The sequence below is a fragment of the Roseovarius salis genome, from assembly GCF_044472985.1.
GTDB classification, from domain to species: Bacteria; Pseudomonadota; Alphaproteobacteria; order Rhodobacterales; family Rhodobacteraceae; genus Roseovarius; species Roseovarius salis.
Map to the genome: position 1 here is coordinate 24296 of NZ_JBISDG010000027.1, position 25292 is coordinate 49587.

General features: G+C 68.0%; 19 protein-coding genes, 1 tRNA gene and 1 pseudogene. 12 read left to right on the forward strand and 9 right to left on the reverse strand.

The window, feature by feature from the left end:
- Nucleotides 1-2 precede the first annotated feature (2 nt).
- On the forward strand, nucleotides 3-3410 hold the full coding sequence (locus ACH13J_RS12240; RefSeq protein WP_397543620.1) for an efflux RND transporter permease subunit: 3408 nt from the start codon (nucleotides 3-5) through the stop codon (nucleotides 3408-3410).
- Here ACH13J_RS12240 and ACH13J_RS12245 read toward each other — a convergent pair.
- Nucleotides 3389-4186, reverse strand: a complete 798-nt coding sequence (locus tag ACH13J_RS12245; protein WP_397543621.1) for a protein-disulfide reductase DsbD domain-containing protein — start codon at nucleotides 4184-4186, stop codon at nucleotides 3389-3391. The two genes, ACH13J_RS12240 and ACH13J_RS12245, sit on opposite strands and share 22 nt — an antisense overlap.
- Before the next feature lie 158 nt (nucleotides 4187-4344).
- On the opposite strand from ACH13J_RS12245, the gene ACH13J_RS12250 reads away from it, so the two are divergent.
- The gene (locus tag ACH13J_RS12250) at nucleotides 4345-4899 is read left to right on the forward strand and encodes a YqgE/AlgH family protein (protein ID WP_397543640.1); all 555 of its coding nucleotides are present in this window, start codon (nucleotides 4345-4347) and stop codon (nucleotides 4897-4899) included.
- 52 nt (nucleotides 4900-4951) lie between these two features.
- Here the strand turns inward: ACH13J_RS12250 and ACH13J_RS12255 are convergent, their stop codons facing one another.
- Complete coding sequence (locus ACH13J_RS12255) at nucleotides 4952-5872, reverse strand: histone deacetylase family protein (RefSeq protein ID WP_397543622.1); 921 nt, start codon at nucleotides 5870-5872, stop codon at nucleotides 4952-4954.
- A gap of 12 nt (nucleotides 5873-5884) precedes the next feature.
- Entirely contained in the window at nucleotides 5885-8566 is a 2682-nt protein-coding gene (locus tag ACH13J_RS12260; protein WP_397543623.1) for a bifunctional acetate--CoA ligase family protein/GNAT family N-acetyltransferase, read from the reverse strand.
- Between the two features lie 286 nt (nucleotides 8567-8852).
- On the opposite strand from ACH13J_RS12260, the gene ACH13J_RS12265 reads away from it, so the two are divergent.
- Nucleotides 8853-10157 carry a radical SAM protein gene (locus tag ACH13J_RS12265; protein ID WP_397543624.1) on the forward strand — a complete coding sequence of 435 codons (1305 nt, stop codon included), beginning with the start codon at nucleotides 8853-8855 and terminating at the stop codon, nucleotides 10155-10157.
- A 193-nt stretch (nucleotides 10158-10350) separates the two neighbouring features.
- On the opposite strand, the gene ACH13J_RS12270 is transcribed toward ACH13J_RS12265, so the two are convergent.
- Together ACH13J_RS12270 and ACH13J_RS12275 are read right to left on the reverse strand one after the other, a co-directional pair.
- A tRNA-Met gene (locus tag ACH13J_RS12270) sits at nucleotides 10351-10427 on the reverse strand.
- 58 nt (nucleotides 10428-10485) lie between these two features.
- On the reverse strand, nucleotides 10486-11043 hold the full coding sequence (locus ACH13J_RS12275; protein ID WP_397543625.1) for a glutathione peroxidase: 558 nt from the start codon (nucleotides 11041-11043) through the stop codon (nucleotides 10486-10488).
- Nucleotides 11044-11143: 100 nt separating this feature from the next.
- Here ACH13J_RS12275 and ACH13J_RS12280 point away from each other — a divergent pair, with 100 nt between their 5' ends.
- Entirely contained in the window at nucleotides 11144-12556 is a 1413-nt protein-coding gene (locus ACH13J_RS12280) for an FAD-linked oxidase C-terminal domain-containing protein (RefSeq protein WP_397543626.1), read from the forward strand.
- Between the two features lie 64 nt (nucleotides 12557-12620).
- Here ACH13J_RS12280 and hemC read toward each other — a convergent pair whose 3' ends face one another.
- Nucleotides 12621-13580, reverse strand: a complete 960-nt coding sequence (gene hemC, locus ACH13J_RS12285) for a hydroxymethylbilane synthase (RefSeq protein ID WP_397543627.1) — start codon at nucleotides 13578-13580, stop codon at nucleotides 12621-12623.
- Between the two features lie 93 nt (nucleotides 13581-13673).
- On the opposite strand from hemC, the gene hemE reads away from it, so the two are divergent.
- Together hemE and dddP are read left to right on the forward strand one after the other, a co-directional pair.
- On the forward strand, nucleotides 13674-14708 hold the full coding sequence (gene hemE / locus ACH13J_RS12290) for a uroporphyrinogen decarboxylase (RefSeq protein WP_397543628.1): 1035 nt from the start codon (nucleotides 13674-13676) through the stop codon (nucleotides 14706-14708).
- A 100-nt stretch (nucleotides 14709-14808) separates the two neighbouring features.
- Complete coding sequence (gene dddP, locus ACH13J_RS12295; protein ID WP_397543629.1) at nucleotides 14809-16152, forward strand: dimethylsulfonioproprionate lyase DddP; 1344 nt, start codon at nucleotides 14809-14811, stop codon at nucleotides 16150-16152.
- Here the strand turns inward: dddP and ACH13J_RS12300 are convergent.
- Together ACH13J_RS12300 and ACH13J_RS12305 are read right to left on the reverse strand one after the other, a co-directional pair.
- The gene (locus tag ACH13J_RS12300) at nucleotides 16116-16901 is read right to left on the reverse strand and encodes a diguanylate cyclase (RefSeq protein WP_397543630.1); all 786 of its coding nucleotides are present in this window, start codon (nucleotides 16899-16901) and stop codon (nucleotides 16116-16118) included. The two genes, dddP and ACH13J_RS12300, sit on opposite strands and share 37 nt — an antisense overlap.
- 108 nt (nucleotides 16902-17009) lie before the next feature.
- Nucleotides 17010-17873: an endonuclease/exonuclease/phosphatase family protein gene (locus ACH13J_RS12305; RefSeq protein ID WP_397543631.1), complete on the reverse strand. Its 864-nt coding sequence runs from the start codon at nucleotides 17871-17873 to the stop codon at nucleotides 17010-17012.
- Nucleotides 17874-17966: 93 nt separating this feature from the next.
- On the opposite strand from ACH13J_RS12305, the gene ACH13J_RS12310 reads away from it, so the two are divergent.
- From ACH13J_RS12310 to ACH13J_RS12335, 6 genes are all read left to right on the forward strand, one after another.
- Nucleotides 17967-19175 (forward strand): bifunctional alpha/beta hydrolase/OsmC family protein, encoded by a 1209-nt coding sequence (locus ACH13J_RS12310; RefSeq protein WP_397543632.1) that lies wholly within the window; start codon nucleotides 17967-17969, stop codon nucleotides 19173-19175.
- A gap of 107 nt (nucleotides 19176-19282) precedes the next feature.
- Nucleotides 19283-19660, forward strand: coding sequence for a DUF1636 family protein (locus tag ACH13J_RS12315; protein ID WP_397543633.1), 378 nt, complete (start codon nucleotides 19283-19285; stop codon nucleotides 19658-19660).
- A gap of 4 nt (nucleotides 19661-19664) precedes the next feature.
- Nucleotides 19665-20600, forward strand: a complete 936-nt coding sequence (locus tag ACH13J_RS12320; RefSeq protein WP_397543634.1) for an aminotransferase class I/II-fold pyridoxal phosphate-dependent enzyme — start codon at nucleotides 19665-19667, stop codon at nucleotides 20598-20600.
- Entirely contained in the window at nucleotides 20597-21511 is a 915-nt protein-coding gene (gene cbiB / locus ACH13J_RS12325; RefSeq protein WP_397543635.1) for an adenosylcobinamide-phosphate synthase CbiB, read from the forward strand. The genes ACH13J_RS12320 and cbiB overlap by 4 nt, the downstream gene beginning before the upstream one ends.
- Before the next feature lie 97 nt (nucleotides 21512-21608).
- A complete protein-coding gene (locus tag ACH13J_RS12330; protein ID WP_397543636.1) occupies nucleotides 21609-22778 on the forward strand; it encodes a lytic murein transglycosylase in 1170 nt (389 codons plus the stop codon).
- Between the two features lie 93 nt (nucleotides 22779-22871).
- On the forward strand, nucleotides 22872-23993 hold the full coding sequence (locus ACH13J_RS12335) for a THUMP domain-containing protein (RefSeq protein ID WP_397543637.1): 1122 nt from the start codon (nucleotides 22872-22874) through the stop codon (nucleotides 23991-23993).
- Nucleotides 23994-23996: 3 nt separating this feature from the next.
- On the opposite strand, the pseudogene ACH13J_RS12340 reads toward ACH13J_RS12335, so the two are convergent.
- Nucleotides 23997-25292, reverse strand: a pseudogene (locus tag ACH13J_RS12340) (chromosome segregation SMC family protein); the annotation flags it as partial.

Sequence of the window (25292 nt, forward strand, 5' to 3'; positions counted from 1 at the left end):
CGATGGCCCGGCAGACCCCGCCGCGTGTCGCCGGCGTGCTGTCCTATTTCACCAGGCACCGGACGGCGGCGAACCTGCTGCTCGCGGTTCTCGTCATCCTTGGCCTCGCCGCGGCCCCCAAGATGCGCGCGCAGTTCTTTCCCGATGTGATCGTTGACAACGTTACCGTCTCGGTCGTCTGGGAGGGCGCCAGCGCCGAGGATGTCGACGAGGCCATAGTGCAGGTTCTGGAACCGGCACTTCTGGCGGTGGAAGGCGTGGAAAGCAGCTCTGCCACCAGCCGAGAGACCCGTGCGACCATCCGGCTGGAGTTCGAACCCGACTGGGACATGGGCCGCGCCGCCGATGACGTGCAGGCTGCCGTGGACGGCATCACCACCCTGCCGGAAGAGGCCGAAGAGCCGGAGGTGCGCCGCGGCGTATGGCGCGACCGGGTCACCGACGTGGTCATCACCGGCCCCGTGGGCACCGAGCAGCTCGGCCGTTTCGCAGACGAGCTTGTCACGCGGCTGTTCGACGCGGGGGTGACGCGCACGACGATCCGCGGCGTCGCCGCGCCCGAGACCATAGTCGAGGTGCCCTCGACCAATCTGATCGCCTATGACCTGACCATGGCCGAGATCGCCGCGACGGTCGGCGCCGAGGTCAGGACCGACCCGGCGGGCGATGTCGAGGGGGCCAACACGCGGGTGCGGACCGGGACCGCCAAGCGTGACGCGGATGATATCGCGGCCATTGTCCTGCGCTCCCGCCCCGACGGCACCAACCTGACGGTCGGCGACGTGGCGACTGTCCGGGTCGAGGGCGTGACGCGCAATCGCCAGTATTTCGTGGGCCAGAATCCTGCCATGTCGATCCGCGTCGACCGTTCGGCCCGCGGCGACGCGATCGCCATACAGCAAACCGTCGAGCAGGTCGCAAGCAAGCTGCAACGCACCCTGCCGGACGGGGTCGAGCTGTCACTGATCCGCACGCGGTCGGACTATATCTCGGGCCGGCTCGACGTTCTTACCGACAACGGGCTGACAGGTCTCGCGCTGGTGGTGGGGCTTTTGTTCCTGTTTCTCAACGCGCGCACCGCCTTCTGGGTTGCAGCGGGCATTCCCGTGGCGCTGCTCGCGGCGGTCGCTCTGATGTATGTGGGCGGGCTGACACTGAACATGATATCGCTCTTCGCCCTGATTATCACGCTGGGGATCGTCGTGGACGACGCCATCGTCGTGGGGGAACATGCCGACGCACGGATGCGCAAACTGGGCGAAGGCCCGGCCGACGCGGCCGAGCGCGCGGCGCACCGCATGGCGCTGCCGGTGTTCTCGGCCACGCTGACGACGCTGATCGCGTTCTTCGGCCTCGTGGCCATCGGGGGGCGTTTCGGCGACCTTATCATCGACATCCCCTTCACCGTGATCGCCGTGCTCGCGGCATCGCTGGTGGAGTGTTTCCTGATCCTGCCCAACCACATGGCGCACGCGCTGGCCCATTCGGGCCGCGAGCACTGGTACGACTGGCCCAGCCGGGTGGTGAACCGCGGCTTCGTGTGGCTGCGCGAGACGCTTTTCCGCCCATTCATCCGGATGGTCGTCGCGATGCGCTACCCGCTCGTTGCGGGAATCATGGCGTTGCTGGCCGGGCAGGCGGCGCTTTTCATCACGGGCGATGTGACCTGGCGTTTCTTCAACGCACCCGAACGCAGCAGCGTTACCGGCAACTTCATGATGGCGCCGGGCGCCACCCGTGCCGACAGCCTCGAGATGATGCGCGAGATGCAGCGCGCGACCGAGGACCTCGGCGCCGAGTACGAGGCGGAATACGGGCGCAACCCCCTGAAGTTCGTGCTGGCCGAGGTGGGCGGCAATGCCGGGCGCGGCCTGTCGGGCGCAGACATCAAGGACCCCGACCAGCTTGGCGGCATTTCGATCGAGTTGATCGAGGCGGACCTGCGGCCCTATTCCAGCTTCGCCTTCGTGACAGAATTGCAGGAGCGGGTCGAACCGCACCCGATGGCCGAAACGGTTAGTTTCCGCGGCTGGCGGTCCGGACCCGGTGGCGATGCTCTGGACGTGGAGTTCTTCGGCGCCAACGCCCCGACGCTCAAGAAAGCCTCGGAGGCGCTCAAGACGGCGCTGGCGCGCTTTCCCGAGGTCTCGGCCGTGGAGGACAACCTCGCCTACGACAAGGAAGAGCTGATCCTCGAACTGACACCGAAGGGGCAGGCGCTCGGCTTCAGCATCGACGGGCTGGGACGGGTGCTGCGCCACAGGCTGACGGGCATCGAGGCAGCGACCTATCCCGACGGCCCGCGCAGCGCCGCGGTGCGGGTGGAATTGCCCGAGGGAGAGCTCACCGCCGACTTCCTCCAGCGCATGCAGATGCGCACGCCGCAAGGCGCCTACGTGCCGCTGGCCGATATCGTCAGCGTCGACCGGCGCACCGGGTTTTCCACCGTGCGGCGCGAGAACGGCATCGCGCTCATCAACGTCACGGGCGAAATTTCGGAGGACGACCCGGCGCGCGCATCCGAGATCATGGAGGCGGTCGAGGAGGAAATCCTGCCGGGGATCGCCGCCCGGCAACAGGTGGAGTGGCGCCTGTCCGGCCTGTCGGAACAGGAGGACGCGTTCCTGTCCGACGCGCGCACCGGGCTGATCCTGACACTGGCGGGCATCTACCTTGTCCTTGCCTGGGTGTTCGCGAGCTGGTCGCGGCCGCTGGTGGTCATGGCGGTCATCCCCTTCGGCCTGATCGGGACGATCTACGGCCACTGGGTCTGGGACGTGCCCTTGTCGATGTTCACGGTCGTTGGGCTCTTGGGAATGACCGGTATCATCATCAACGACTCCATCGTTCTGGTGACCACGATCGACGAGCACGCCCGGCACCGCGGCGTCATGCCGGCCATCGTCGAGGGCGCGGCCGATCGCCTGCGGCCCGTCATGCTGACGACGGCGACCACCGTGCTTGGGCTTACGCCCCTGCTTTTCGAACAGTCGCAGCAGGCACAGTTCCTGAAGCCCACGGTCATCACGCTGGTCTATGGTCTCGGCTTCGGCATGGTCCTGGTTCTTCTGCTGGTGCCCGCCCTCATTGCCATACAGCACGACCTGCGCCGGCGCCGGCTCGCACTGCGCCGCATGCTGCGCGTCCGGCTGCGCCCGCTCCGCGCAGGGATGACGGCGGCGGTGGTGGTGCTGTTCGGCTGGCTGGCCTCGACACTGGGCACAACCGCCCTGACCGGCGCGCTGCCGCGCCCCATCGACGAAGCCTTGCCAGCGCGGATCGAGCAATCGCCCATGCTGACCGCCTTGGTCGTGTACATGGCCGGTTCACTGCTGCTGATCGTCGTCTTCGCCGCAACCGTGGCGGCTGCACGGTATCTCGGGCGGCGTCAGCCTGCCGGGCAGCCCTGAATCTCGACCGCTTTGCCCCCGCCCAGCACGGTCAGGCGGATACCGGAGCGATCAAGTGCAAAGGCACGACCCTCGACGTGGTACAGGCGTGTCTCGGCCACGATCCGCCCGCCGCGCCGCGCGCTGCGCGCCCTCGCCACCCAGATGTCCGGTGTTGCCACCTCGACCACCACCGTTTCGGTCGCCCCGCCGACACGCGGCATGTCGATTTCCGCGCGCAGGCCAAGCCCCTCCTCGGCCGGGGATAGCCTGCAGGCCACGCGCCGAACGCCGGCCTCCTCGGCGGAAAACGGGCGGCTTGCCATCGCCGCGGCAATCCGCGGGTCGGGCGCGCCTTGCCTTGCCGAAAGGTTGCCGGAAAGCTTCAGGGTGACCGGCACGCACACATCGCTGCACACGCCTATGTCGATCCTGCCCGACAGTTCGACCGGGCGCCCCGGGCGATCCGGCCTCACCCGCAGCGGCAGCACCACCGCGTCCGCGTAGCCGATCGCCTGTGCATTGCCCTGCTGGATTACCTTCGGCGTGGGCCAGATAACCTCGACCCCTTCAAGGTTGCGCGACCGCCGCCAGTCGAATGACGGTGGAATTCCGGCCGGGCCGGGGGCACGCCAATACGTCTTCCACCCGTTGCGCAGGATGATTTCGATCCCCGCCATGTGCGCGCCATCGGCCAGCCGCCAGCCAGGCAGGAGGCGCGCGTTCACGATCTCGTCGACCGTCTGGGCGCGCACCGGCGAGGCAAGCACGAAAGAAACCAGCAGAAAATATGCCATGCAACGGATCATGCATCCCAAATGGACCATAGCAGCGGCGATGCCAACTCACTTTCGAGCGAGAAATCGCCGCGGCGGCGTGATCGGCGGCTTGCACTGTGGCGTCGCAACCCCCATCCTCGGGTAGAACGCCACAAACGGAGAGGCCCGTGCCGGAGATCGACCTGAACGGAAAACTGCTGATCGCCATGCCGGAAATGGGCGATCCGCGTTTTGCGTACTCGGTAATCTTCATCTGCGCCCATTCCGAAGAGGGCTCCATGGGCCTGGTGGTCAACAAGCCGACCGACGATGTGCGGTTGTCCGACCTGCTGGACCAACTCGAAATCTCCAAGAGCGAGGACATGCGCGACCTTCCGGTACATTTCGGCGGGCCCGTTGAACACGGCCGCGGCTTTGTTCTGCATGATTACGGCTATCACTCCTCCATCTCGACGCTGGACGTGACGGACGCCTTTGCCATGACCGCGACGCTGGATATTCTCGAGGACCTTGCCCAGGGGCGCGGGCCGGGCCAGGCGATTATCGCCCTTGGCTATGCCGGCTGGGGGCCCGGGCAGATCGAGAGCGAGATCGCGCAGAACGCGTGGCTGACCTGCGATGCCGACCCCGCGCTCGTTTTCGACACCGCGGACGCGGAGAAGTGGGAAGCCGCGCTGAAAAAGCTGGGCATCAGCGCGCTCACTCTGTCGGGCGCGGCAGGCCGGGCCTAGCGCGGCGCAGCCCCTTCAAACGACCGGGCCCATAATCGACCCTTTGCCCGGCTCAGCCGATCAGGGCGTTGACATGCGCCGCCACGCTGCGCGCCAGCGGGCCGGGTTCGTACCCCCCTTCCAGCATCGACAGGATGCGTCCCTGCGCATGGGCTTGCGCGACGCCCACCAGCTCTTTCGTCAGCCAGCGATAATCATCTTCCGTCAACGCAAGGCCCGACATGTCGTCCAGAAGATGCGCGTCGAACCCCGCCGAGAGGAACAGCATTTCGGGACGGAAGCGGTTGAGCGCCGGCAACCAGTGGTCGCGGATCGCCTCCCGGAAGGCATCGCCGCCCGTCCCCGCCGGCAGGGGTACGTCCACGAGGTTGGTGGAATCGCTCGCATGACCCGTGAAGGGGTAGAACGGGTGCTGGAAGGCCGAGCAGAACAGGATGCGCTCGTCGGAGTGGAATATCTCCTCGGTGCCGTTGCCGTGGTGGACATCGAAATCCAGCACCGCGATCCGGTTCAGCCCGTGTTCGGCCAGCGCGTGCGCGGCCGCCACGGCGACGTTGTTGAACAGGCAGAACCCCATGGCCGCGCCCCGGGTCGCGTGGTGCCCGGGCGGCCGCACCGCGCAGAAGACGGGGTTGGCCTCGCCGCGCATGATCAGGTCGGTCCCCATCACCCCGGCACCGGCGGCGTGCAGCGCGGCCCCCAGCGTGCCGGGAGACATCACCGTGTCGCCGTCGATCTCGACGCTATCGCCCGGCCCCGGCGCGCTGTCGAAGATCCGCGCGACATAGGCGGGGTCATGGGCGCGCCGCAGTTGCGCAAGCGTGACCTCTGGGGCGTCGTAATGGCGCAGCACGTAGTCCAGCCCGGACATGATGAGCTGGTTGTTGATGGCATCCAGCCGCTCGGGCGTGTCGGGGTGCATCGGGCCGGCGTCATGGTCTCGGCACGCGGGATGGGAGATGAAACCGAGCATGGCGGACCTTTCCTAGAGCCAGCGTTCTATGATCATGCAGTCGCGGTCGTCGGGGTCCGGCGTGACGGTGAAGCCCAGCTCCTCCATCAGGGTCAGCATGGGGGTGTTGTCGCGAAGGACCGCACCCTCGATCTTGTCGAGCCCGTGGTCGCGCGCAGCATGGAAAAGCGCCTTCATCAGGCGGGTGCCGATCCCCTGCCCCTGCAGCTTGTCCGACACGACGATGGCGAACTCGCAGCTGGTGTTGTCGGGATTGATGGAATAGCGCGCCACCCCGTGCTGCTCGGCATTCTCGCCCTCGCCCACCACGGCGATCAGCGCCATCTCGCGGCGATAGTCGATCTGGGTGAAACGCGCCAGCATCTCGTCGGACAGCTCGTTCACCGTACCCATGAACCGGAAATGCTTGGCCTCGGGCGACAAATCGCGCACGAAGGCAGCCTCGGACTCGGCATCCTCGGGCCGGATCGGGCGAATGGTGAGCGGCGTGCCATCCGACAGGAAATCGCGCCGGACAAGCTGCCGCGGATAGGGGTGGATCGCCACGTGGTCATACGGCCCGTCCTTGGCCGGCGGGCGCGCGAGGCGGATGCGCGCATCCACCGCCAGCACGCCGCCGGGCCCGGCCACGAGCGGGTTGATATCGAGCTCGGTGATCTCGGGCAGCTCGCACACCATGTCCGATATGCGCAGCAGCACGTCGATGATCTGGTCGCGGTCTACGGCGGGGCGGTCCCGGAAGGCATCGAGCAGCCGCGCGACCCGGGTGCGGTTGATCAGCCGGTTCGCCAGCACCTCGTTGAGGGGCGGCAGCGACACGGCGTTGTCCTGCAGCACCTCGACCATGGTACCGCCCGCCCCGAACAGGATCGCCGGGCCGAACACGGGGTCGCGGCTGACCCCGACGAGCAGTTCGCGCGCGTCGTCGACCCGCGCCATCGCCTCGACGGTCACACCCTTGACATGCGCATCCGGTCGCAGGCGCCCCGCGGCAGACGTGATTTCCTGCACCGCGTGCTTCACCTCGGCGGCTGAACTGACGTCAAGCCGAACACCGCCCACGTCGGACTTGTGCGGGATCTGGGGCGAGTTGATCTTGATCGCCACCGGGTATCCCACCGTCTCGGCCGCGATCAGCGCGTCGTTGGCCGTGGCCGCCTCGATGGTGATGTTGATGGGCACGTGGAAGGCGCGCAACAGTGCCTTGGACTCGATGTCCGACAACATGTACCGATGATCGGCCAGAGCGCCGCGCAGGATCATCCGCGCGCCGTCGAGATCGGGCGGCTTGTCGTCATGCATCGGCCCCGGCACCTCGCGGGCCAGCCTCCTGTGCCGTTCGTGCTGCGCGAGGTAGGAAAACGCCTCGACCGCGCGCTCGGGGGTGGTGAAATCCGGTATGCCGGAGGACGACAGCAGCGTGCGCCCCTCGGTCACCGCGGTCTCGCCCATCCAGCAGGCAAGCACGGGTTTCTGGCCACGCTCGGGAATCGCGTCGATCACGGCCTGCGCCGCGGCGGTCGCGTCGGTCATGGCCTGCGGCGTCAGCATCACCAGCACGCCGTCGAAATTGGGTTCGTCAAGCGCCGCGCTCACCGCGGCTTTGAACTGGTCCGGCGTCGCATCGCCCAGTATGTCAACCGGGTTGGCCCGCGACCAGTAGGGCGGCAACGCGTCGTCCAGCGTCTTGAGCGTCTTCTCGGAGGGTGCGGCCAGCTCGACATCGAGGTCCCCGGCCCGGTCTGCCGCCAGCACGCCGGCGCCGCCCCCGTTGGTGATGATACCAAGCCGGTTGCCGCGTGCCCGCTTGCCCGGCGACAGGATCTCTGCCGCCGCGAAGAGTTCGCCGAAAGTGCGCGCGCGCACCGCCCCCGCCCGCGCCAGCGCGGCGTCGAACACCGCGTCATTTCCGATCATCGCGCCGGTATGGGTATGCGCCGCGTCGGAACTGGCGATGTGCCGGCCGGCCTTTAGAACGATCACGGGCTTGCTGCGCGCCGCGCCGCGCAACGCCGACAGGAAGGAGGGCGCATCGCGCACCCCTTCGACATAGAGCAGGATCGCCGATGTCTTGGGATCGTTGGCGAGGAAATGCAGCACATCCCCGAAATCCACGTCCAGCGAATTGCCGAGCGAAACCAGCGCGGAAAAGCCCAAGTGGTGCGGCGAAGCCCAGTCCGAGATGGCCGAGCACAGCGCGCCCGATTGCGACACGAGCGCCAGCCGCCCCTCGGGCGTTTGCGAGCGCAGGAACGTCGCGTCCAGCCCGATCCATGGCCGCACCAGCCCGACACAGTTGGGCCCCATGAAACGCACACCGGCGCGGCGTGCGGCGTCGGTCAGCTTGCGCGCGTTGTCCGAGCCCGGCCCGCCGCCCTCGCCGAAACCGGCTGACAGCACTATGGCATTCGTGGTGCCCGCATAACCGCATTGGCGGATGATGTCGGGGACCGTGGATGCCGGTGTGGCGATCACGGCAAGGTCCACCGGCTTGGAAATGTGCGACAGGTCGGGCACGCACGGCACGCCGTCGACGGTGTCATACTTGGGGTTTACCGCGTACAGCTCGCCCTCGTAGCCGGTACGGCGGATATTGGCGAAAACGCGCCCGCCGACCGAGCCGGGGCTGTCGGAGGCGCCGAAAACGGCCACCGAGGCCGGGTTCATCATCGGGGTGAGCGGACTGTCATCCATCGCGCGTCTCCGTTTACGGGTCATCCACGGGACATGTCTACCCATATTACCTTGACAGCTGCGCGACAGCAGCCCCCGCGGCGCAGCCATCGCCGCGGGCGGGCTCAGATGCATTGACTTGGATCAAACGGCGGACATCTCCGTACCTAGTCACGCCCGGCACGCCCGTAATACAGCGACAATCGCTCCGCCTCCACACCTGGCGAACACGGTCGTCGAATCATTGCTAAGCTCCCTGCCCGCCGTCACACTACACACGAGAGGTGATCAAGGGAGCCGCATTATCATGGATTGCCGCGTGCTCAGAAACCTGATGCTGAAATCCAATGGTCGGCTGGGATGCGACGACAGTGACGGCTATTCCATCGACCTCGCCGACATTCCTCCGCGGCGAAAGTGGAGCGCCAGGGCCGCATTTAACCAGCCCGTTTACGCCCATGTCCGCAGATCATTCGCGAACGGTGTCATCCCTTGGCCCGGAACCTGCGAAACGTGCGACCTTTACGCGCCGGGCAAGCGCGTCAGTGATACGCTGGATCATACCGTCACGATCCAGGTCGAGCCGACACTGGCCTGCAGCCTGAGATGTCCGAGTTGCCTGCGGGGTACGGAGATAAGGCGCCGCGCGGCTGACACCTTTTACCTAGACCCGGACGTCTTTCGCCAATGCTTGTCGGGTCTGGCCAAAGATGGGATCAGCGTCACCGAAATCCAGTACATCGGCTGGGGCGAGCCCCTCGATCATCCTGACTTCGCGGATCTTGTGCGTACGGCCCGCGCAATTCACCCGCAGGCAGAACAGCTTGTGCATACGAACGGGAATTTCGACTTCGCGTCCGTTGTTGCCGACGCACCACTTGACGCCGTCGTGGTCTCCGCGGATGGCGCGACGCCGGCGAGCTATCCCAAGTACCGCCGCGGGGGCGACTGGACAACTGTCTTGACGTTCATTCGTGACGCGAAAGCCCAACGTCCGGATATCCGGCTTGAATGGAAGTATATCCTTTTCGATTTCAACGACAGCGTCGAGGAAACGGATCACGCCCAGCGCCTCGCCGACGATCTCGGAGTGGACAGTCTGTTGTTTGTGATGACGAACTCCAAGAAGCGCTCGGAGCGCTACACTGCGAAAACTTTCCAAGAATTCCCCTTGAAAAGCCCCCGCGCTATGATCTCTCCCGCCGCCGCGCTCCAGCGGAAGACACGGGAGGCCGGCATCACCTATCCGCAGGGGCGGGCGAGACACATCAGCGATGGCATGATCTTCGTCGACCGGGCGTTCTGGACAAATGCGGGCCTTCTGGAGATTGAGGGTTGGGCCGTCACCGCGGCGCAACATCCCGCCCGCGACCTCGCATGCAGCATCGACGGCGGGCCAACATTCAGGCCTGGACGTGCCTTGACGCGCAGCGATGTCGTGGAAGTGTTTCCGACCGTGCAGGATCCCGACTGCGGCTTCCGGTTTCGAATTCCGGTCAATTCCCCGGCGGAGCAGATGCGCGTGACTCTCTTCCAGAAACCACCGACGGGGGAGGATTACGGGCCTTCTGTGGATGTCGTCTTGACCCCGACGGATCAACCCGAATCGTAACGATACTCCGCTACCAGCCCGCGGCCGGTGCGGCTGTCCGACCTCCCTCGAGGTAGGTTCCCGGCCTGATCCAGCGAGAAACACTGGAGAGCGAGATATTAAGACGCCCGCAGAATCCGATCGCTCACAAGCACAGGCGCCGCCACACAACCACGCGACCAAAAAAACTTGTCCGATAAATGTGCCGGATCGTTGGTAGCGGAGGAGGGACTTGAACCCCCGACACATGGATTATGATTCCACTGCTCTAACCGACTGAGCTACTCCGCCAGACCGGGGCGCTAGCTAAGCCAAGCCGCGCGCCCCGTCAAGTCGGAAATCGCGCGTCTCAGCCGCTTGGCAGAAGTGCCTCGATCGGGTCCGTGAGCACGCGCGATTCGGGCCGCGCGGCAGACCCCCAAGTGCCGGCCACGCTGCCATCCGGCGCGATCAGAACCTTGTTGAAGTTCCAGGAGGGTGACCAGCCCTCCTCGCGGGCAAGCCATTGATAGAAAGGGTGCGCGTCGTTCCCCCTGACGGAGGTGATCGTCGTCATGGGCAGATCGAGGTCGAAGTTCAGCTCACAGAACTCCTTGACCTTTTCGTCGCTTGACAACTCCTGCCGGAAATCCTGCGACGGCACGGCCAAGACCACCAGCCCCCGGTCGCGGTAGCGGTCATAAAGCGCCTGAAGCCCGTCATATTGCGGGGTAAAGGCGCAGCGCGAGGCGGTATTGACGACCAGCACGGGCTGGCCGGCCCACTCCGACAGGGACAGCGTGCCACCGTCGATCGAGTCGAAACGCCAGTCGCGCCCGGTCGAAAACGCGGCGGTCGCCACAAGCGCCGCCGCAAGCAGAACGGCAAAGCCAAGCGCGACGGGACGGGCAAGAACAGGCTGCGGCATGATCGCGGTCCTCCGTTTGCTTAGCGTCGAAGGTAGGCTGCCGGCCGGAGCTGTCCACTGTCACCTTGTGATCGCCGCGCGGCTGGCGCAGGGTGGCGGCATGAACGCCCGATTTGCAGACGCGCTCGCAGCGATTACAGGCCCCCGTTACGTGCTGACCGGCGATACCGCCGACCCATGGTCACGGGACTGGTCGGGCATGGCGCGCTGGACGCCCCGCGCCGTCGTGCGACCCGCCAGCGCCGAGGAGGTCTCCGAGGTGCTCAAGCTGGCCAATGCGCAGGGCGTACCGGTCGTGCCCGTTTCGGGCAATACGGGGCTGACCAAGGGCAGCCATGCCGAGGGTGCGGTGATGCTCTCGCTCGACCGCATGTCGGCCATTCGCGAGGTGAACCCGCACGCGCGAACGGCGGTGGTCGAGGCCGGGGTGATCCTGTCCGCCCTGCACGACGCGGCAGAGGCCCGTGACATGATCTTTCCGCTCAGCTTCGGCGCGCGTGGGTCGGCCATGATCGGCGGGTGTCTATCGACCAACGCGGGCGGATCGAACGTTGTCCGTTATGGCAACGCGCGGCAGCTCTGCCTCGGGATCGAGGCGGTCACGGCTGAAGGCGAGATCGTCAACCTCATGAGCGCGCTTCACAAGGACAACTCGGGCTACGACCTGCGTGATCTCATGATCGGGGCAGAAGGCACTCTCGGGGTTATCACCGCGGCGGTGGTCAAGCTGTTCCCCAAGCCGCGGGCCCATGCGACCGCGATGGTGGCCGCGCCCAGCGTGGACCGCGCGCTGGACCTGCTGCACGCGCTGCAGGCAGAGACGGGCGGCGCGGTGGAAGCGTTCGAATACATGCCGGGCAGCTACATGGACGCCTATCTCGACCGCTTTCCCGACGCACGTCCGCCTTTCGCAAGGAGATACGAGGTGAACATTCTCGTCGAGGTCGGCGCGCTCGGCCGACGCGATGCCGAGCCGGAACCCGACGGCACGGTGCCCGTTGCCGCGAACCTCGAGGGGGTGCTGGGACAGCTTTACGAGACCGGGGCCGTGCTGGACGCGGTGGTCGCCAAGTCGGACGCCGAACGGGCGGAGATGTGGGCCCGGCGCGAGGCGGCGGCAGAGGTGTCGCGCCTGCGCGCGCCGCTCATCGACAACGACATTGCCGTACCGATCGACCGCATGTCGGCGCTGCTGGACCGAACGGCCGCGCGGGCCCGCGCGCTCGACCCGGGAATCCGCTTCATGCACGTCGCGCATCTTGGCGATGGCAACCTGCACTTCGCCGCCTGGCCCGAAACCGACGATCCCGACATCCACCGCGCCATCGGCGAGGCGGTCGAGGAGGAAACCATCGCGCTTGGCGGATCGTTCTCCGCCGAGCACGGGATCGGCCTGTCAAAGCTGTCGGCGATGCGCCGGCACAAGGACGGCGCGGCGCTGAACATGATGCGCCGGATCAAGCGGGCGCTGGACCCCAACGACATCATGAACCCGGGAAAGGTGCTGCCCTGACGCTCATCAGCCCTTGCGGGCTTCTTCGCGAGGAAAGCCGCGCAAGGGCTTGACGAGCCTCCGGTCAATGCGGCCAGTCAAAGAAATTCGGCCCCGCCTGAGCGCGCAGCTTGCCGGCCATCTGGCGGCCCAGCTCGGCCCCGTCCTCGACCGGCGCACTGGCATCGTCGCTCAGGCATTCGCTGCCATCTGGGCGCAGGATCTCGCCACGCAGGCGCAGCGTTCCCCCGTCGAGTTCGGCCAACCCGCCGATCGGGGTTTCGCAGGATCCGTCAAGCGCGGCGAGGAAAGCACGCTCGGCCGCAAGGCGCTGGCCGGTTACGTGATCGTGGATCGCGGCCAGCATGTCGGCCACGCGGGTATCCGTCTCGCGCCGCTCGATCCCGATGGCGCCCTGCGCCACGGCGGGCAGCATTTCCTCCGGCGGCACCGGCCCGCGCGCCACGTCGCCCCGGCCGAGGCGGTTCAGACCGGCCATGGCCAGGAAGGTGCAGGCCGCCACGCCCTCGTCGAGCTTGCGCAGGCGGGTCTGGACGTTGCCGCGGAATTCCACCACCTCGAGATGCGGGAACCTGACCAGCACCTGTGCCCGGCGCCGCAGCGACGACGTGCCGACACGCGCCCCGTCGGGCAGCGCGCCGAGCCCGTGGGCACCCGGCGACACGAAGGCATCCCGCACGTCCTCGCGCGGGAGGTACGTATCCAGCGTCAGCCCCTCCGGCTGCGCCACCGGCATGTCCTTCATCGAGTGCACGGCGATATCGATCCGGCCCGCCAGAAGCGCCTCCTCGATCTCGCGGACGAAAAGCCCCTTGCCACCCAGCTGTTTCAGGGGCGTGTCCGAGGCGATCATCGCCCGGTCATCGCCGGTGGTCTTGATCACGACGATCTTGAACGCATCCTGCGGCAGGTCGAAAGCCGCCGCCAGGCGGTCGCGCGTCTCGTGCGCCTGTGCAAGCGCCAGAGGCGAGCCGCGCGTGCCGATCTTGAACGGGGCCGAGGGCGTGGGCAGATCCTTTGTCATGCCGATGGTCTAGACCCGCGCGCGGCGGCTGGCAAGCACTGCTGCTTGACATTGCCCCGCCGGGGGGTGACCACGTTCGAAACGGAGGGATGGATGGCCGAGAAAAAGACGATCATGAGGGCCCTGGCAGGCGAAGCGCAGGACGTGCCGCCCGTCTGGATGATGCGGCAGGCCGGGCGTTACCTGCCGGAATACCGCGCCACCCGCGCGGAGGCCGGCGACTTTCTCTCGCTTTGCTACAACAGCGACCTGGCCACCGAGGTAACGCTGCAGCCAATTCGCCGCTACGGCTTTGACGCGGCCATTCTCTTCGCCGACATCCTGCTGGTGCCGCAGGCGCTCGGGGTCGATCTCTGGTTCGTCACCGGCGAGGGGCCGCGAATGTCGACGGTCACGGAACAGGCACAGTTCGACGCTCTGAAACCGGCCCACGACATCCACGAAACGCTTGCCCCCGTCTACCAGACGGTGCGCAACCTGTCCGGCGCATTGCCAAGCGATGTCACGCTGATCGGCTTTGCCGGGGCGCCATGGACGGTGGCCACATACATGATCGCCGGGCAGGGCACACCCGACCAGGGCCCGGCGCACGCGCTCAAGGCCGAGAACCGCGCGCTTTTCGACGCGCTGATGGAGCGGCTGACCGAGGCCACGATCGAATACCTTTCGGCGCAGATCACCGCCGGGGCCGAGGTCGTCAAGGTGTTCGACAGCTGGGCGGGATCGCTCAAGGGAGAGGATTTCGACCGCTACGCCATCGCCCCCGCCAGGCGGATAATCTCCGAACTCAAGTCCCGGCACGGGAACATACCGGTCATCGCCTTTCCACGGCAGGCGGGTGAGAAATACATCGGTTTCCATGCCGCGACCGGGGCCGACTGCGTGGCTCTGGACGATTCGGTCAGCCCCGAATGGGCGGCAGAGCACGTGCAGGTCTCTGGCTGCGTGCAGGGCAACCTCGCCTCGTCCCACATGGTGACAGGCGGCGAGGCGCTGGTCAGGCAAACGCGGCGCATCGTCGAGGCGCTCCGCGATGGTCCGCACATATTCAACCTCGGCCACGGCATCACCCCGGATGCCGATCCCGACAACGTACAGCTCATGATCGACACGATCCGGGGCAACTGACCTCCGCTGCCCGATTGCGACATGGGCGCATGTCGCAACCGGGCGCGCGTCCGCCGCGGTTGACGGGCCACCCTTGCCCAACGGGCTGAGGGAGGCGGCCATGAACACCCACTACCGCGATACGCGCAAGATCGATCCAACGCGCGGCGCCACGCTTGGCGACAACACGCCCAACGACGCCGACCGCGTCGAGATCGGGCCGACGCAGCTGGCCTTCGGAGAATGGGCCGACGCCGGGCTGGAGCTGCCCGACCTGCAGGCGATGCGCCGCTACCGGTGGCAGAGACTGACACGGGCCATCGTCGCCCGGGACTATGCCGGGCTGCTGGTGTTCGATCCCCTGAACATCCGTTACGCCACGGACTCCACCAACATGCAGCTGTGGAACACGCACAACCCGTTCCGCGCGGTGCTGATTTGCGCCGATGGCTACATGGTGATCTGGGACTACAGGAATTCGCCTTTCCTGAGCACGTTCAACCCGCTCGTGCGTGAACAGCGCTCCGGCGCGGACCTGTTCTATTTCGACAGGGGCGACAGGATCGACGTGGCCGCGGACGTGTTCGCCAACGAAGTGCGCGCACTGCTGGAGGAACACGCGCCGGGCAATCGCCGGCTCGCGGTGGACAAGCCGATGGTTCACGGCCTGCGCGCGCTGGAAGCGCAGGGTCTGGAAGTCATGGAGGGCGAGGAGGTGACCGAGAAGGCGCGCAGCGTGAAGGGCCCCGACGAGATCCGCGCGATGCGATGCGCCGCGCACGCCTGCGAGATCTCGGTGGCATCGATGGAGGCCTTCGCGCGCACCAACGTGCCCGCGGGCCGGACATCGGAGGACGACATCTGGGCGGTGCTGCACGCCGAGAACATCAAGCGCGGGGGAGAATGGATCGAGACCCGGTTGCTGGCGTCCGGTCCGCGCACGAACCCGTGGTTCCAGGAATGCGGGCCGCGCATCGTTGGAAACAATGAAATCGTGGCCTTCGACACCGATCTGATCGGCAGCTACGGCATCTGCGTGGATATCAGCAGAACCTGGTGGATCGGGGACAGCGCACCGCGCCCGGACATGGTTTATGCCATGCAGCACGCGCATGAACATATCATGACCAACATGGAAATGCTGAAACCCGGCGTCATGATCCCCGAGCTTTCGGCCAATACCCATGTGCTCGACGACCGGTTCCAGAAGCAGAAATACGGCTGCCTGATGCATGGCGTGGGGCTGTGCGACGAATGGCCCCTCGTCGCCTATCCCGACCATGCCGTGGCGGGCGCCTACGACTACCCGCTGGAGCCGGGAATGGTGCTGTGCGTCGAGGCGCTGGTCGGCGCGGAAGGCGGCGATTTCTCGATCAAGCTGGAAGACCAGGTTCTGATCACCGAGGACGGGCACGAGAACCTGACCACCTATCCCTTCGACCCCGCGCTGATGGGCGAGGTCTGAAGCCGCGGACCGGGCGGGGCGTCAGGGCCGCTGCCTTGTCCGGCGGGCCCGGCAGACGTGACGCGGTCGCGCCCTTGCAGCTTGGCCGCGTAGAGCGCCGCGTCGGCGCGGGCGATGCCCGCCTCCAACTCCGCGGATCCTGCCAGCACCGCGACGCCGAAACTGGCGGTGATCTGCACGCTCTCGCCTTCCACGATCACGGGCGCCTCGCGCAACCGGGCCCGCAGCCGTTCCGCGACCTTCAACCCGGTCTCGAGCGGCACGCCCGGCAGGACGATGACGAATTCCTCGCCCCCGAACCGCGCGACCAGATCCTCGGCGCGACAGTTGCGCATCAGCGTTCCGGCCACTTGCCGCAGCACCATGTCACCGGCCATGTGACCGAACCGGTCGTTGATCGCCTTGAAATGGTCGAGATCGGCAACGATCAGCGTGATCGGACCGGGGCCAAGCCTGGCGCCGCGCTCTTGGAAGCTGCGACGGCTGAAAGCTCCGGTCAGCGGGTCGTGCCGGACCGCGTGTTCGAGGTCGAGTGCAAGGCGGTGCGCCTGCCGCAACTTGAGCCCGGCAAGCAGGGACGCCGGCGCCGCAAGGGACAGCACGATGACCGCCCCCGCGAAGCGGATCTCCTCGGCCAGCTCCGGCGGCAGAAAAACGACCTGCAGCCAAAGATTGCCGACGAGGATCACGGCCGTCGTCATGACAGAGAATGCCCGCACGTCCCCCAGGGTTTCAAGGCGCAGCTGCATGAGCCGGTTCCCTCCGCTGGTCTGCGCGCGAGTCTCGCGGCCAGACGTTAACTGTCCGGAAAGCCAACCGGACGAAACCGCCGGGATTTTAGGCAGCTTTTCAGTATCTCATTCCGGCATGGGGTGAACGCGCGCAAACAGGCCGCGGTGATCGCCGCCAAGCCACGGCCGCGCCTGCACCCGGCCGCCGCCCGGCGCCAGCACGTGATCGATGGCAAGCGGCACCGGCCCGAGCCGAAAGCTGGTTCGCGCGGGCTGTGCGCGGCGCGACCCGCTGGCCAGCGCCGCCACGCGCAAGGCATGAGACCACGGGATCATGTTGAAATCACCGCCGATGACGCGTTGCCCCGGCACGCCGGGAAGCTCGTGTCGCAGGACGTCGATCTGCGCACGCTGCGTCCCGGGCCAGGGATGGGCCAGGTGCAGCGAAACCGCCCAGACGGCACCCTGCGCCGTCATGACCCGCATGGCGGCCAAGGCAACCGACTCCCCGCAGACCGGCTGGCCAACGGCGGGAAGGCGGCTCAGCACGGCCAGACCGCTGTTGGGGGTATACCGGCACAGATGCTGGGCCGGGTAAGCCTCCCATAGCCTGTCGAGCAAAGCCTCGTTGCCGAGCGACACCTCCTGCAGGGTCACGATATCCGGCCCCGTTGCCAGGATGTCGCGGGCGATCTCGTCGATGCGGGCATCGCGGAAATGCATGTTCTTCTGGTAGACGGTGAGCGGCCCCGGCGCGGCGCGCGGCAGCTTGTGCCAGCCGACGGTGACAATGCCGGCCAGGAACCCCGCCCCGAGCGCGAGCGCGGGCACCCGGGCGGGCCGCGCAAGCGGCAACAGCAGCAGCCCCGTCGCGGCGATCGCCAACCGAAAGACCGCGAGGCTGTCGCCGAGCGGGTGCAGCGCGCCGGCGAAGCTGCCCAGCAACGCGGCGAACGCCGCGGCGACCGCAATGCGCGCAATTCCCTTCACCGGCTTCACCTCGGCGTGACCGCATCATGACAGGGCTGGCAGACCCTGCCCACACTTCCTAACCTTCGGGGCACGTCAGGAAAAGGAGGCTGCATGCCGACCGAGAAAGTCACCTTCACCGGCCATGCCGGCCACGAGCTGGCCGCGCGGCTCGACCTGCCCGACGGCCCCGTGCTGGCCACCGCGCTTTTCGCCCATTGTTTCACGTGTTCCAAGGACATTCCCGCCGCGCGCCGGATCGCGGCCCGGCTGGCCGGGGCGGGCATCGCGGTGCTGCGGTTCGATTTCACGGGGCTGGGCCATTCCGGCGGCGAGTTCGAGAACACCTCGTTTTCCACCAATATCGAGGACCTCGCGCTGGCCGCGCAGACGCTGGCCACCCGTGACATGGCGCCGTCGCTGCTGATCGGTCACAGCCTTGGCGGGGCCGCGGTGCTGGCCGCTGCGCGGCGCATCGGCAGCGCGCGGGCCGTGGTCACCATCGGCGCACCGTTCGACCCCGGCCACGTCACCCGCAATTTCGACGGTGCGCTCGAGCGGATCGAGACCGACGGCACCGCCGAGGTCATGCTCGGCGGGCGGCCTGTGCGCATCGGCAAGGAGTTCGTCGACAGCGTTCGCGCCGAGCGGCTGGAGGACGAGATCGCCGGATTGCGGCGCGCGCTGCTGGTGCTGCACGCCCCCCGGGACGAGATCGTGGGGATCGACAACGCGTCGGAAATCTTCAGGGCTGCCAAGCACCCCAAGAGCTTTGTCACGCTGGATGACGCCGACCACCTGATCACCGACCCCGCGGATGCCGAGTACGCGGCCGAGGTGATCGCGGCCTGGGCCACGCGTTACCTGGATCTGTCGCCCCCCGCCCCGCCGCCCGGCGCGCCGGAGGGCGTCGTGCGCGTGACCGAGGCCGACGCGGACGGCTTCCTGCAAGACGTCAATGCCGGTCCGAAACACCACCTGCTCGCCGACGAGCCCGAGGCGTATGGCGGCACCGACCGCGGGCTTTCGCCCTACGGGTTCCTGTCCGCGGGGCTGGGCGCCTGCACCTCCATGACGATCCGGATGTATGCCCGCCGCAAGGGCTGGCCGCTGACCGGGGTGAGCGTGGACGTCAGCCACGACAAGGTGCACGCCCAGGACGCAGAACGGCAGGACGCCAAGGCGGACCGTTTCCGCCGGCTGATCCGGCTGGAGGGCGATCTGTCGAGTGAGCAGCGGCAGAAACTGCTGGAGATCGCCGACAAGTGCCCCGTGCACCGCACGCTGGAACGCAGTTCGCATGTGGAAACGGAACTGGCATGAAGCGGTCGCGTGACTAGGTTGCGGTACAGGCGGCAGGCCGCGCGCCGGGTCTTGTGCCGGCGGCGCAAATCCGGTTGAAGGAATCGACGAACACGAAGGGGACGGGCATGACCACTTGGATCACGGTGTGCGACACCTGCAAGCGCGACGACTGGGACGAGGCGACCCATGATCGCCCGCACGGGGTGGACATGGCCGAACTGGTCGAGCGGCACGCCGCCGGGCGCGACGTGCGCACGCGGCGCGTCTCGTGCCTGATGGGGTGCAAGCATGGCTGCAACGTCGCGATCCAGGCGCCGGGCAAGCTTGCCTACACGCTCGGCCGCTTCGCGCCGGACGACGACGCCGCGGCGGGCATCGTGGCGTATGCCGAACTGCACGCGGAGAGCGCCACTGGCCAGGTGCCCTTTCGCCAGTGGCCGCAGGCGATCAAGGGACATTTCGTGACCCGCCACCCGCCGTTGCCCGACGACGGCGAGGCGTGACACCGTGACCGGCGCGCGCGACCACGGCGGCGGCGTGGACGATGCCGCCGCAAGGTTCGGCGGTACGCGCGCGGCATGGCTGGACCTGTCCACCGGCATCAACCCGGTGCCCTACGACATACCGCCGCTGGAGCGCGGCCTTTGGACCGCCCTGCCCGACCGCGCCGCGCATGAGGCCCTGATCGCCGCGGCCCGCGCGTTCTGGCAGGTGCCCGAGGGGGCGCGGATGCTGCCCGCGCCGGGCGCGTCCAGCCTGATCGCGCGTATCCCCGCGCTCGCCCCGCCCGGCCGCGTGCACATCCCCTCGCCCACCTATAACGAACATGCCGCCGCCTTCGCCGCCCATGGCTGGACAGAGAGCGCCGACGCCCCGCATGCGCGGGTGATCGTGCACCCCAACAACCCCACCGGGCACTGGTACGGCGCCGATGATCTGGGCGCGCCGCTCACGGTGATCGATGAAAGCTTTGCCGACGTCGCGCCCGATCGCTCGCTCACGCGGTACGCCGACCGCGAGGGGGTGATCGTCCTCAAGAGTTTCGGAAAGTTCTGGGGGCTGGCCGGGCTCAGGCTGGGCTTTGCCATCGGCGCGCCCCGTCTGGTCGAGCGGCTGGCGCAACTGATCGGCCCATGGCCGGTGTCCGGCCCCGCGCTCAGAATCGGGGCGATGGCGCTGAACGACCATCCATGGGCGCACGAGACACGCGCGCGCCTGCGCGGGGATGCAGAGCGCCTCGACACGCTGATGCGCCGCGCCGGCGGCACGCTCGCGGGGGGAACCGACCTCTTTCGCCTCTACGAGGTGGACGATGCCGCCGCGTGGCAGACCCGGCTGGCGCGCCATCACGTCTGGACGCGCATCTTTCCCTATTCCGACAGGTGGATCCGGCTCGGGCTGCCCGCGCCGGATGCGTGGGAACGGTTGGAGCGCGCGCTTTGACCACGGCGGCGGTTCTGGCGCTGGCCATGATCCTCGACGCGGCATTGGGCGAGCCGCGCTGGTTGTGGGAACGGGTGCCGCACCCCGCGGTGCTGATGGGCCGTGCGGTCGGCTGGTGCGACCGGACATTCAATACCGGCGCGTTCAGGTCCGTCAAAGGGACCGCGGCAATGGCGGGGCTGGCCGCCGGCGCCATGGGGCTCGGGGCGGTGCTGCAACAGCTCGGCTGGCTGGTCGAAGGCGTGGTCGTGGCCATGCTGCTGGCCCAGAAATCACTGGTGGAGCACGTCCGCGCGGTTGCGCGCGCGCTGAGGCTGTCCGTGAGCGACGCCCGGCTGGCCGTCGCCAGGATCGTCGGCCGCGACACCGCCGCCATGGACGGCCCCGCCATCGCCCGCGCGGCGATCGAGTCGGCGGCCGAGAATTTCAGCGACGGCGTTGTTGCCCCTGCCCTTTGGTACCTCGTCGGGGGCCTGCCCGGCCTGCTGCTCTACAAGATCACCAATACCGCCGACAGCATGGTGGGCTATCGCACCGAGCGCCACGCGGAATTCGGCTGGGCGGCGGCGCGTCTCGACGACATGCTGAATCTCGTGCCGGCGCGGCTGACGGCCCTCATGATCGCGCTGCTGCACGGACGACTTTCAGACTGGCGGGCAATTGCCGGCGACGCCCGGCAGCATCGTTCCCCGAATGCCGGCTGGCCCGAGGCGGCAGCGGCCAGGGCGCTGGATGTCGCGCTGTCCGGGCCGCGGTCCTATGACGGCGCCTTGCGCGAGTTTCCATATGTGAACGCGTCGGGACGCAAGGCCATCGGCGACGCGGAGATCGACGCCGCGGCGGCGCTGCTTTGGCGTGTATGGGGCGGTGCGCTGATGGCGCTGGCCGGCGCGGCACTGCTGGCGGGGTAAGGGGCGGCACCGGCACGCCGGGCGGTTGCAAACCTGTTTTCAACCGCCCGCCTTTGGCCTAGGCTCCGGCCATCCATTTCCATCACGCGAGGTTGTCATGAGAGTCATTTTCCTGATCGCGGCCCTGGCCGGGATGGCAGGCGGGGCAACGGCGCAGCAGTGCGGCGGCTCGTTTTCTGGGTTCGTCGACCGTATGAAGCAGGAGGCGGTTTCGCGCGGGCACGCCCCGGCCACGGTGAACAGGTTCTTCTCGTCGGTCCGGCATGAGCAGTCTGTCATAAACGCCGACCGGCGGCAGGGAATCTTCCAGAAGCCGTTCATCGATTTCGCCCGGCAGCTGATCAGCCAGAACCGGCTCAACGTGGGACGCGCGAAGAAACGGGAATTCGCCGGCGTCTTCGACCGGATCGAACGTGATTACGGCGTGAGCCGGGGCGTGCTGCTGGCGTTCTGGGCCTTCGAGACCGATTTCGGCGGGTTCCAGGGCAACTTCAACACGCTCAACGCGCTGGTCACCCTGAGCCATGACTGCCGGCGTCCGCACATCTTTCGCCCGCAGGTCTATGCCGCGCTGAAGCTCTACGAGATGGGCGATTTCGACCCGGCGACCACGACGGGTGCGTGGGCGGGCGAGATCGGCCAGGTGCAGATGCTGCCGCAGGACATCCTCGACAACGGCGTCGACGGGGACGGCGACGGGCATGTTCGGCTCAAGACCTCGGCGGTTGACGCGCTGATGTCGGGGGCCAGGATGCTGCAGCATCTCGGCTGGCGCGCGAACGAGCCATGGCTGCAGGAGGTACAGGTGCCGCGGAACCTGGACTGGTCGCAGACGGGGCTGAGGACGCGCAAACCGGCCGCCGAATGGGCAGGGCTCGGGGTGCAGCCGCGGCACGGCCGGATCGCCGGCCAGTTGCCGGCCAGCCTGATCCTGCCGCAGGGGCACAAGGGGCCCGCCTTCCTCGCCTATCCGAACTTCAGGGTGTTCTTCGAATGGAACCAGAGCTTCACCTACGTGCTGACCGCGGCATATTTCGCCAACCGGCTGGAGGGCGCACCGGTCTTCGACGCGGGCGCCCCCGAGCCGGGGCTGTCGGGCGGGCAGATGAAGGCGCTTCAGCGCAAGCTTCGGGCGCGCGGCTACGACGTCGGCGGTGTCGACGGGATACTTGGCGCGGGCACCCGGGCGGCGGTGCAGGACATGCAGGAAAAGCTGGGGATGCCGGCCGACGCGTGGCCGACGCCGGCACTGCTGAACAGGCTGTGACAGGGGGCGCTGCCCCCGTCGCGGCACGCCGCGACTCCCCCGGAGTATTTCGGGCAAGATGAACAGGCCTGACAAGGACGGGGACAGCACGTGATGCCCGAGCGCGAACAGGGCGGGCTGGACATCTTTCTTGCCGCGCCGCCAGGTTTGGAACCGGCGCTGGCCGAGGAGGCCCGCGCAGCCGGCTTCGCCGAAGTGGCGCCGGTGGCCGGCGGCGTCACCTTGCGGGGCGGCTGGCCCGAGGTCTGGCGCGCAAACCTGCAATTGCGCGGCGCGGCGCGCGTGCTGGTCCGCGTGGGCGCATTCCGGGCGCTGCACCTCGCGCAGCTGGACAAGCGCGCGCGGAAAGTCCCGTGGGGCGAAATCCTGCGCCGCGACGTTCCGGTGAAGGTCGAGGCAAGCTGCCATGCCTCGCGCATCTACCACGACCGGGCCGCGGCACAGCGCGTGGCCCACGCCATCGCCGAGGAGCTTGGCGCCCCGGTCGATGCCAGGGCCGATCTGCGCGTGCTGGTGCGGATCGAGGATGATCTTTGCACGTTGTCCGTGGACAGCTCGGGCACGCCGCTGCACCGCCGCGGTCACAAGGAGGCCGTGGGCAAGGCCCCCTTGCGCGAGACGCTGGCGGCCTTGTTCCTGCGCCAATGCGGCTTCGACGGGTGCGAGCCTGTCGTCGACCCCATGTGTGGCGCCGGGACGCTGGTGATCGAGGCCGCGGAGATCGCGGCGGGGCTGGCGCCGGGGCGGTCCCGCGGTTTCGCCTTCGAGAAACTTGCCGGGTTCGACCAGGCGGCATGGGAGGAGATGCGGCAGGCCGGCGGGACGCGGCGGCCGGACGCGTGCTTTCACGGCAGCGACCGGGACGACGGCGCGATACGCGCGGCCACCGCAAACGCCGCGCGGGCCGGGGTAGAGGACTTCACGCGGTTCGAACGCATGGCCGTGAGCGCGCGCACCGCGCCCGCGGGGCCACCCGGCCTTGTCATGGTGAATCCGCCCTATGGCGGACGGATCGGCAACCGCAAGATGCTTCACGCGCTCTACAACGCGCTCGGGACGACATTGCAGGACGGGTTTTCCGGCTGGCGCGTGGGCCTCGTGACCTCGGAGGCAGGGCTGGCGCGTGCCACCGGCCTGCCCTTCGCCGCGCCCGGCCCGCCCGTGGCGCATGGGGGGCTGAAGGTCCGGCTTTGGCAGACCGGACCGCTGGCGTGAGCGTCACGCCACCATCTGCTCGGCTTTCTTGAGGTCGACCGAGACGAGCTGGCTCACCCCCTTCTCGCCCATGGTCACGCCGAAGAGCCTGTCCATCCGGCTCATGGTGACGGCGTTGTGGGTGATGATGAGAAAACGGGTCTCGGTGCGGCGGCACATCTCGTCCAGCAGGTCGCAGAACCGGCCGACATTCACGTCGTCGAGGGGGGCGTCGACCTCGTCGAGCACGCAGATCGGCGCCGGGTTGGCGAGGAACACCGCGAAGATGAGCGCCAGCGCCGTCAGGGTCTGCTCGCCGCCCGACAGCAGCGACAGCGTCGCCAGCTTCTTGCCCGGCGGCTGGCACATGATCTCCAGCCCGGCCTCGAGCGGGTCGTCGCTCTCGACCATCACGAGATTGGCCTCGCCGCCGCCGAAGAGATGGCGAAACAGCATCGCGAAGTTCGCGTTGACCTGCTCGAAGGCGGTGAGCAGGCGCTCCCGCCCCTCGCGGTTGAGAGCGGCGATACCGCCGCGCAGCGTGCGGATCGCTTCCTCGAGGTCCGCCTTCTCGGCGGCGAGCTCGTCATGCTCGGCCTGCACCTCGCGGGCGTCCTCCTCGGCGCGCAGGTTCACCGCCCCCAGACCGTCGCGCTGGCGCTTGAGGCGCGTCACCTCGGCCTCGATGGCGTCGGCGGCGGGCATGTCATCGGGATCGGCCTGCAGACGTTCGAGAAGCGCCTGGGGCGTCACGCCCTGCTCTTCCTCGATACGCTCGGCGGCCTGGTCGCGGGTCTCGGCGGCCGCCTCGGCGCGGGCCTCGGCACGGGCACGGGCCTCTCGCGCCTCCGAGGCCGCCCGCTCGGCGTCTCGCTCGGCGGTCACGGCCTCTCGCAGCCGCGATTCCGCGGCCAACAGGGCATCGGCAGCCTCGGCCTTGCGCGCCTCCGCGGCCTCGATCTTGTGACCGAGCGCGGCGCGCTCTTCCGCGATCTCGGCGGGTCGCGCCCGGGCCTTGGAAAGCTCTGCCTCGGCCTCGGCCTTGCGGGCGGACAGCTCGGCGCCGCGGGTTTCGGCGGTGGCCAGCCGGTCGCGCCAGCCGGCGATCTCCTTGGCGATCTGCTGCTGGCGGCTGGTGCGTGCCTCGCCCGCCCGGCGCAGCTCGTCATGGGCGGTGCGTTTGGCCATCATCTCGCCGCGGGCTGCCTCGACCCCGGCCTTGATCCCGATTGCCTGTCCCTGATCGAGTCCTCCGTCGAAGAGGTCAGCGCGCGCATCGCCGGGTGACGCGACGCCCCCGCGCGGCACGGAAAAGCGGAA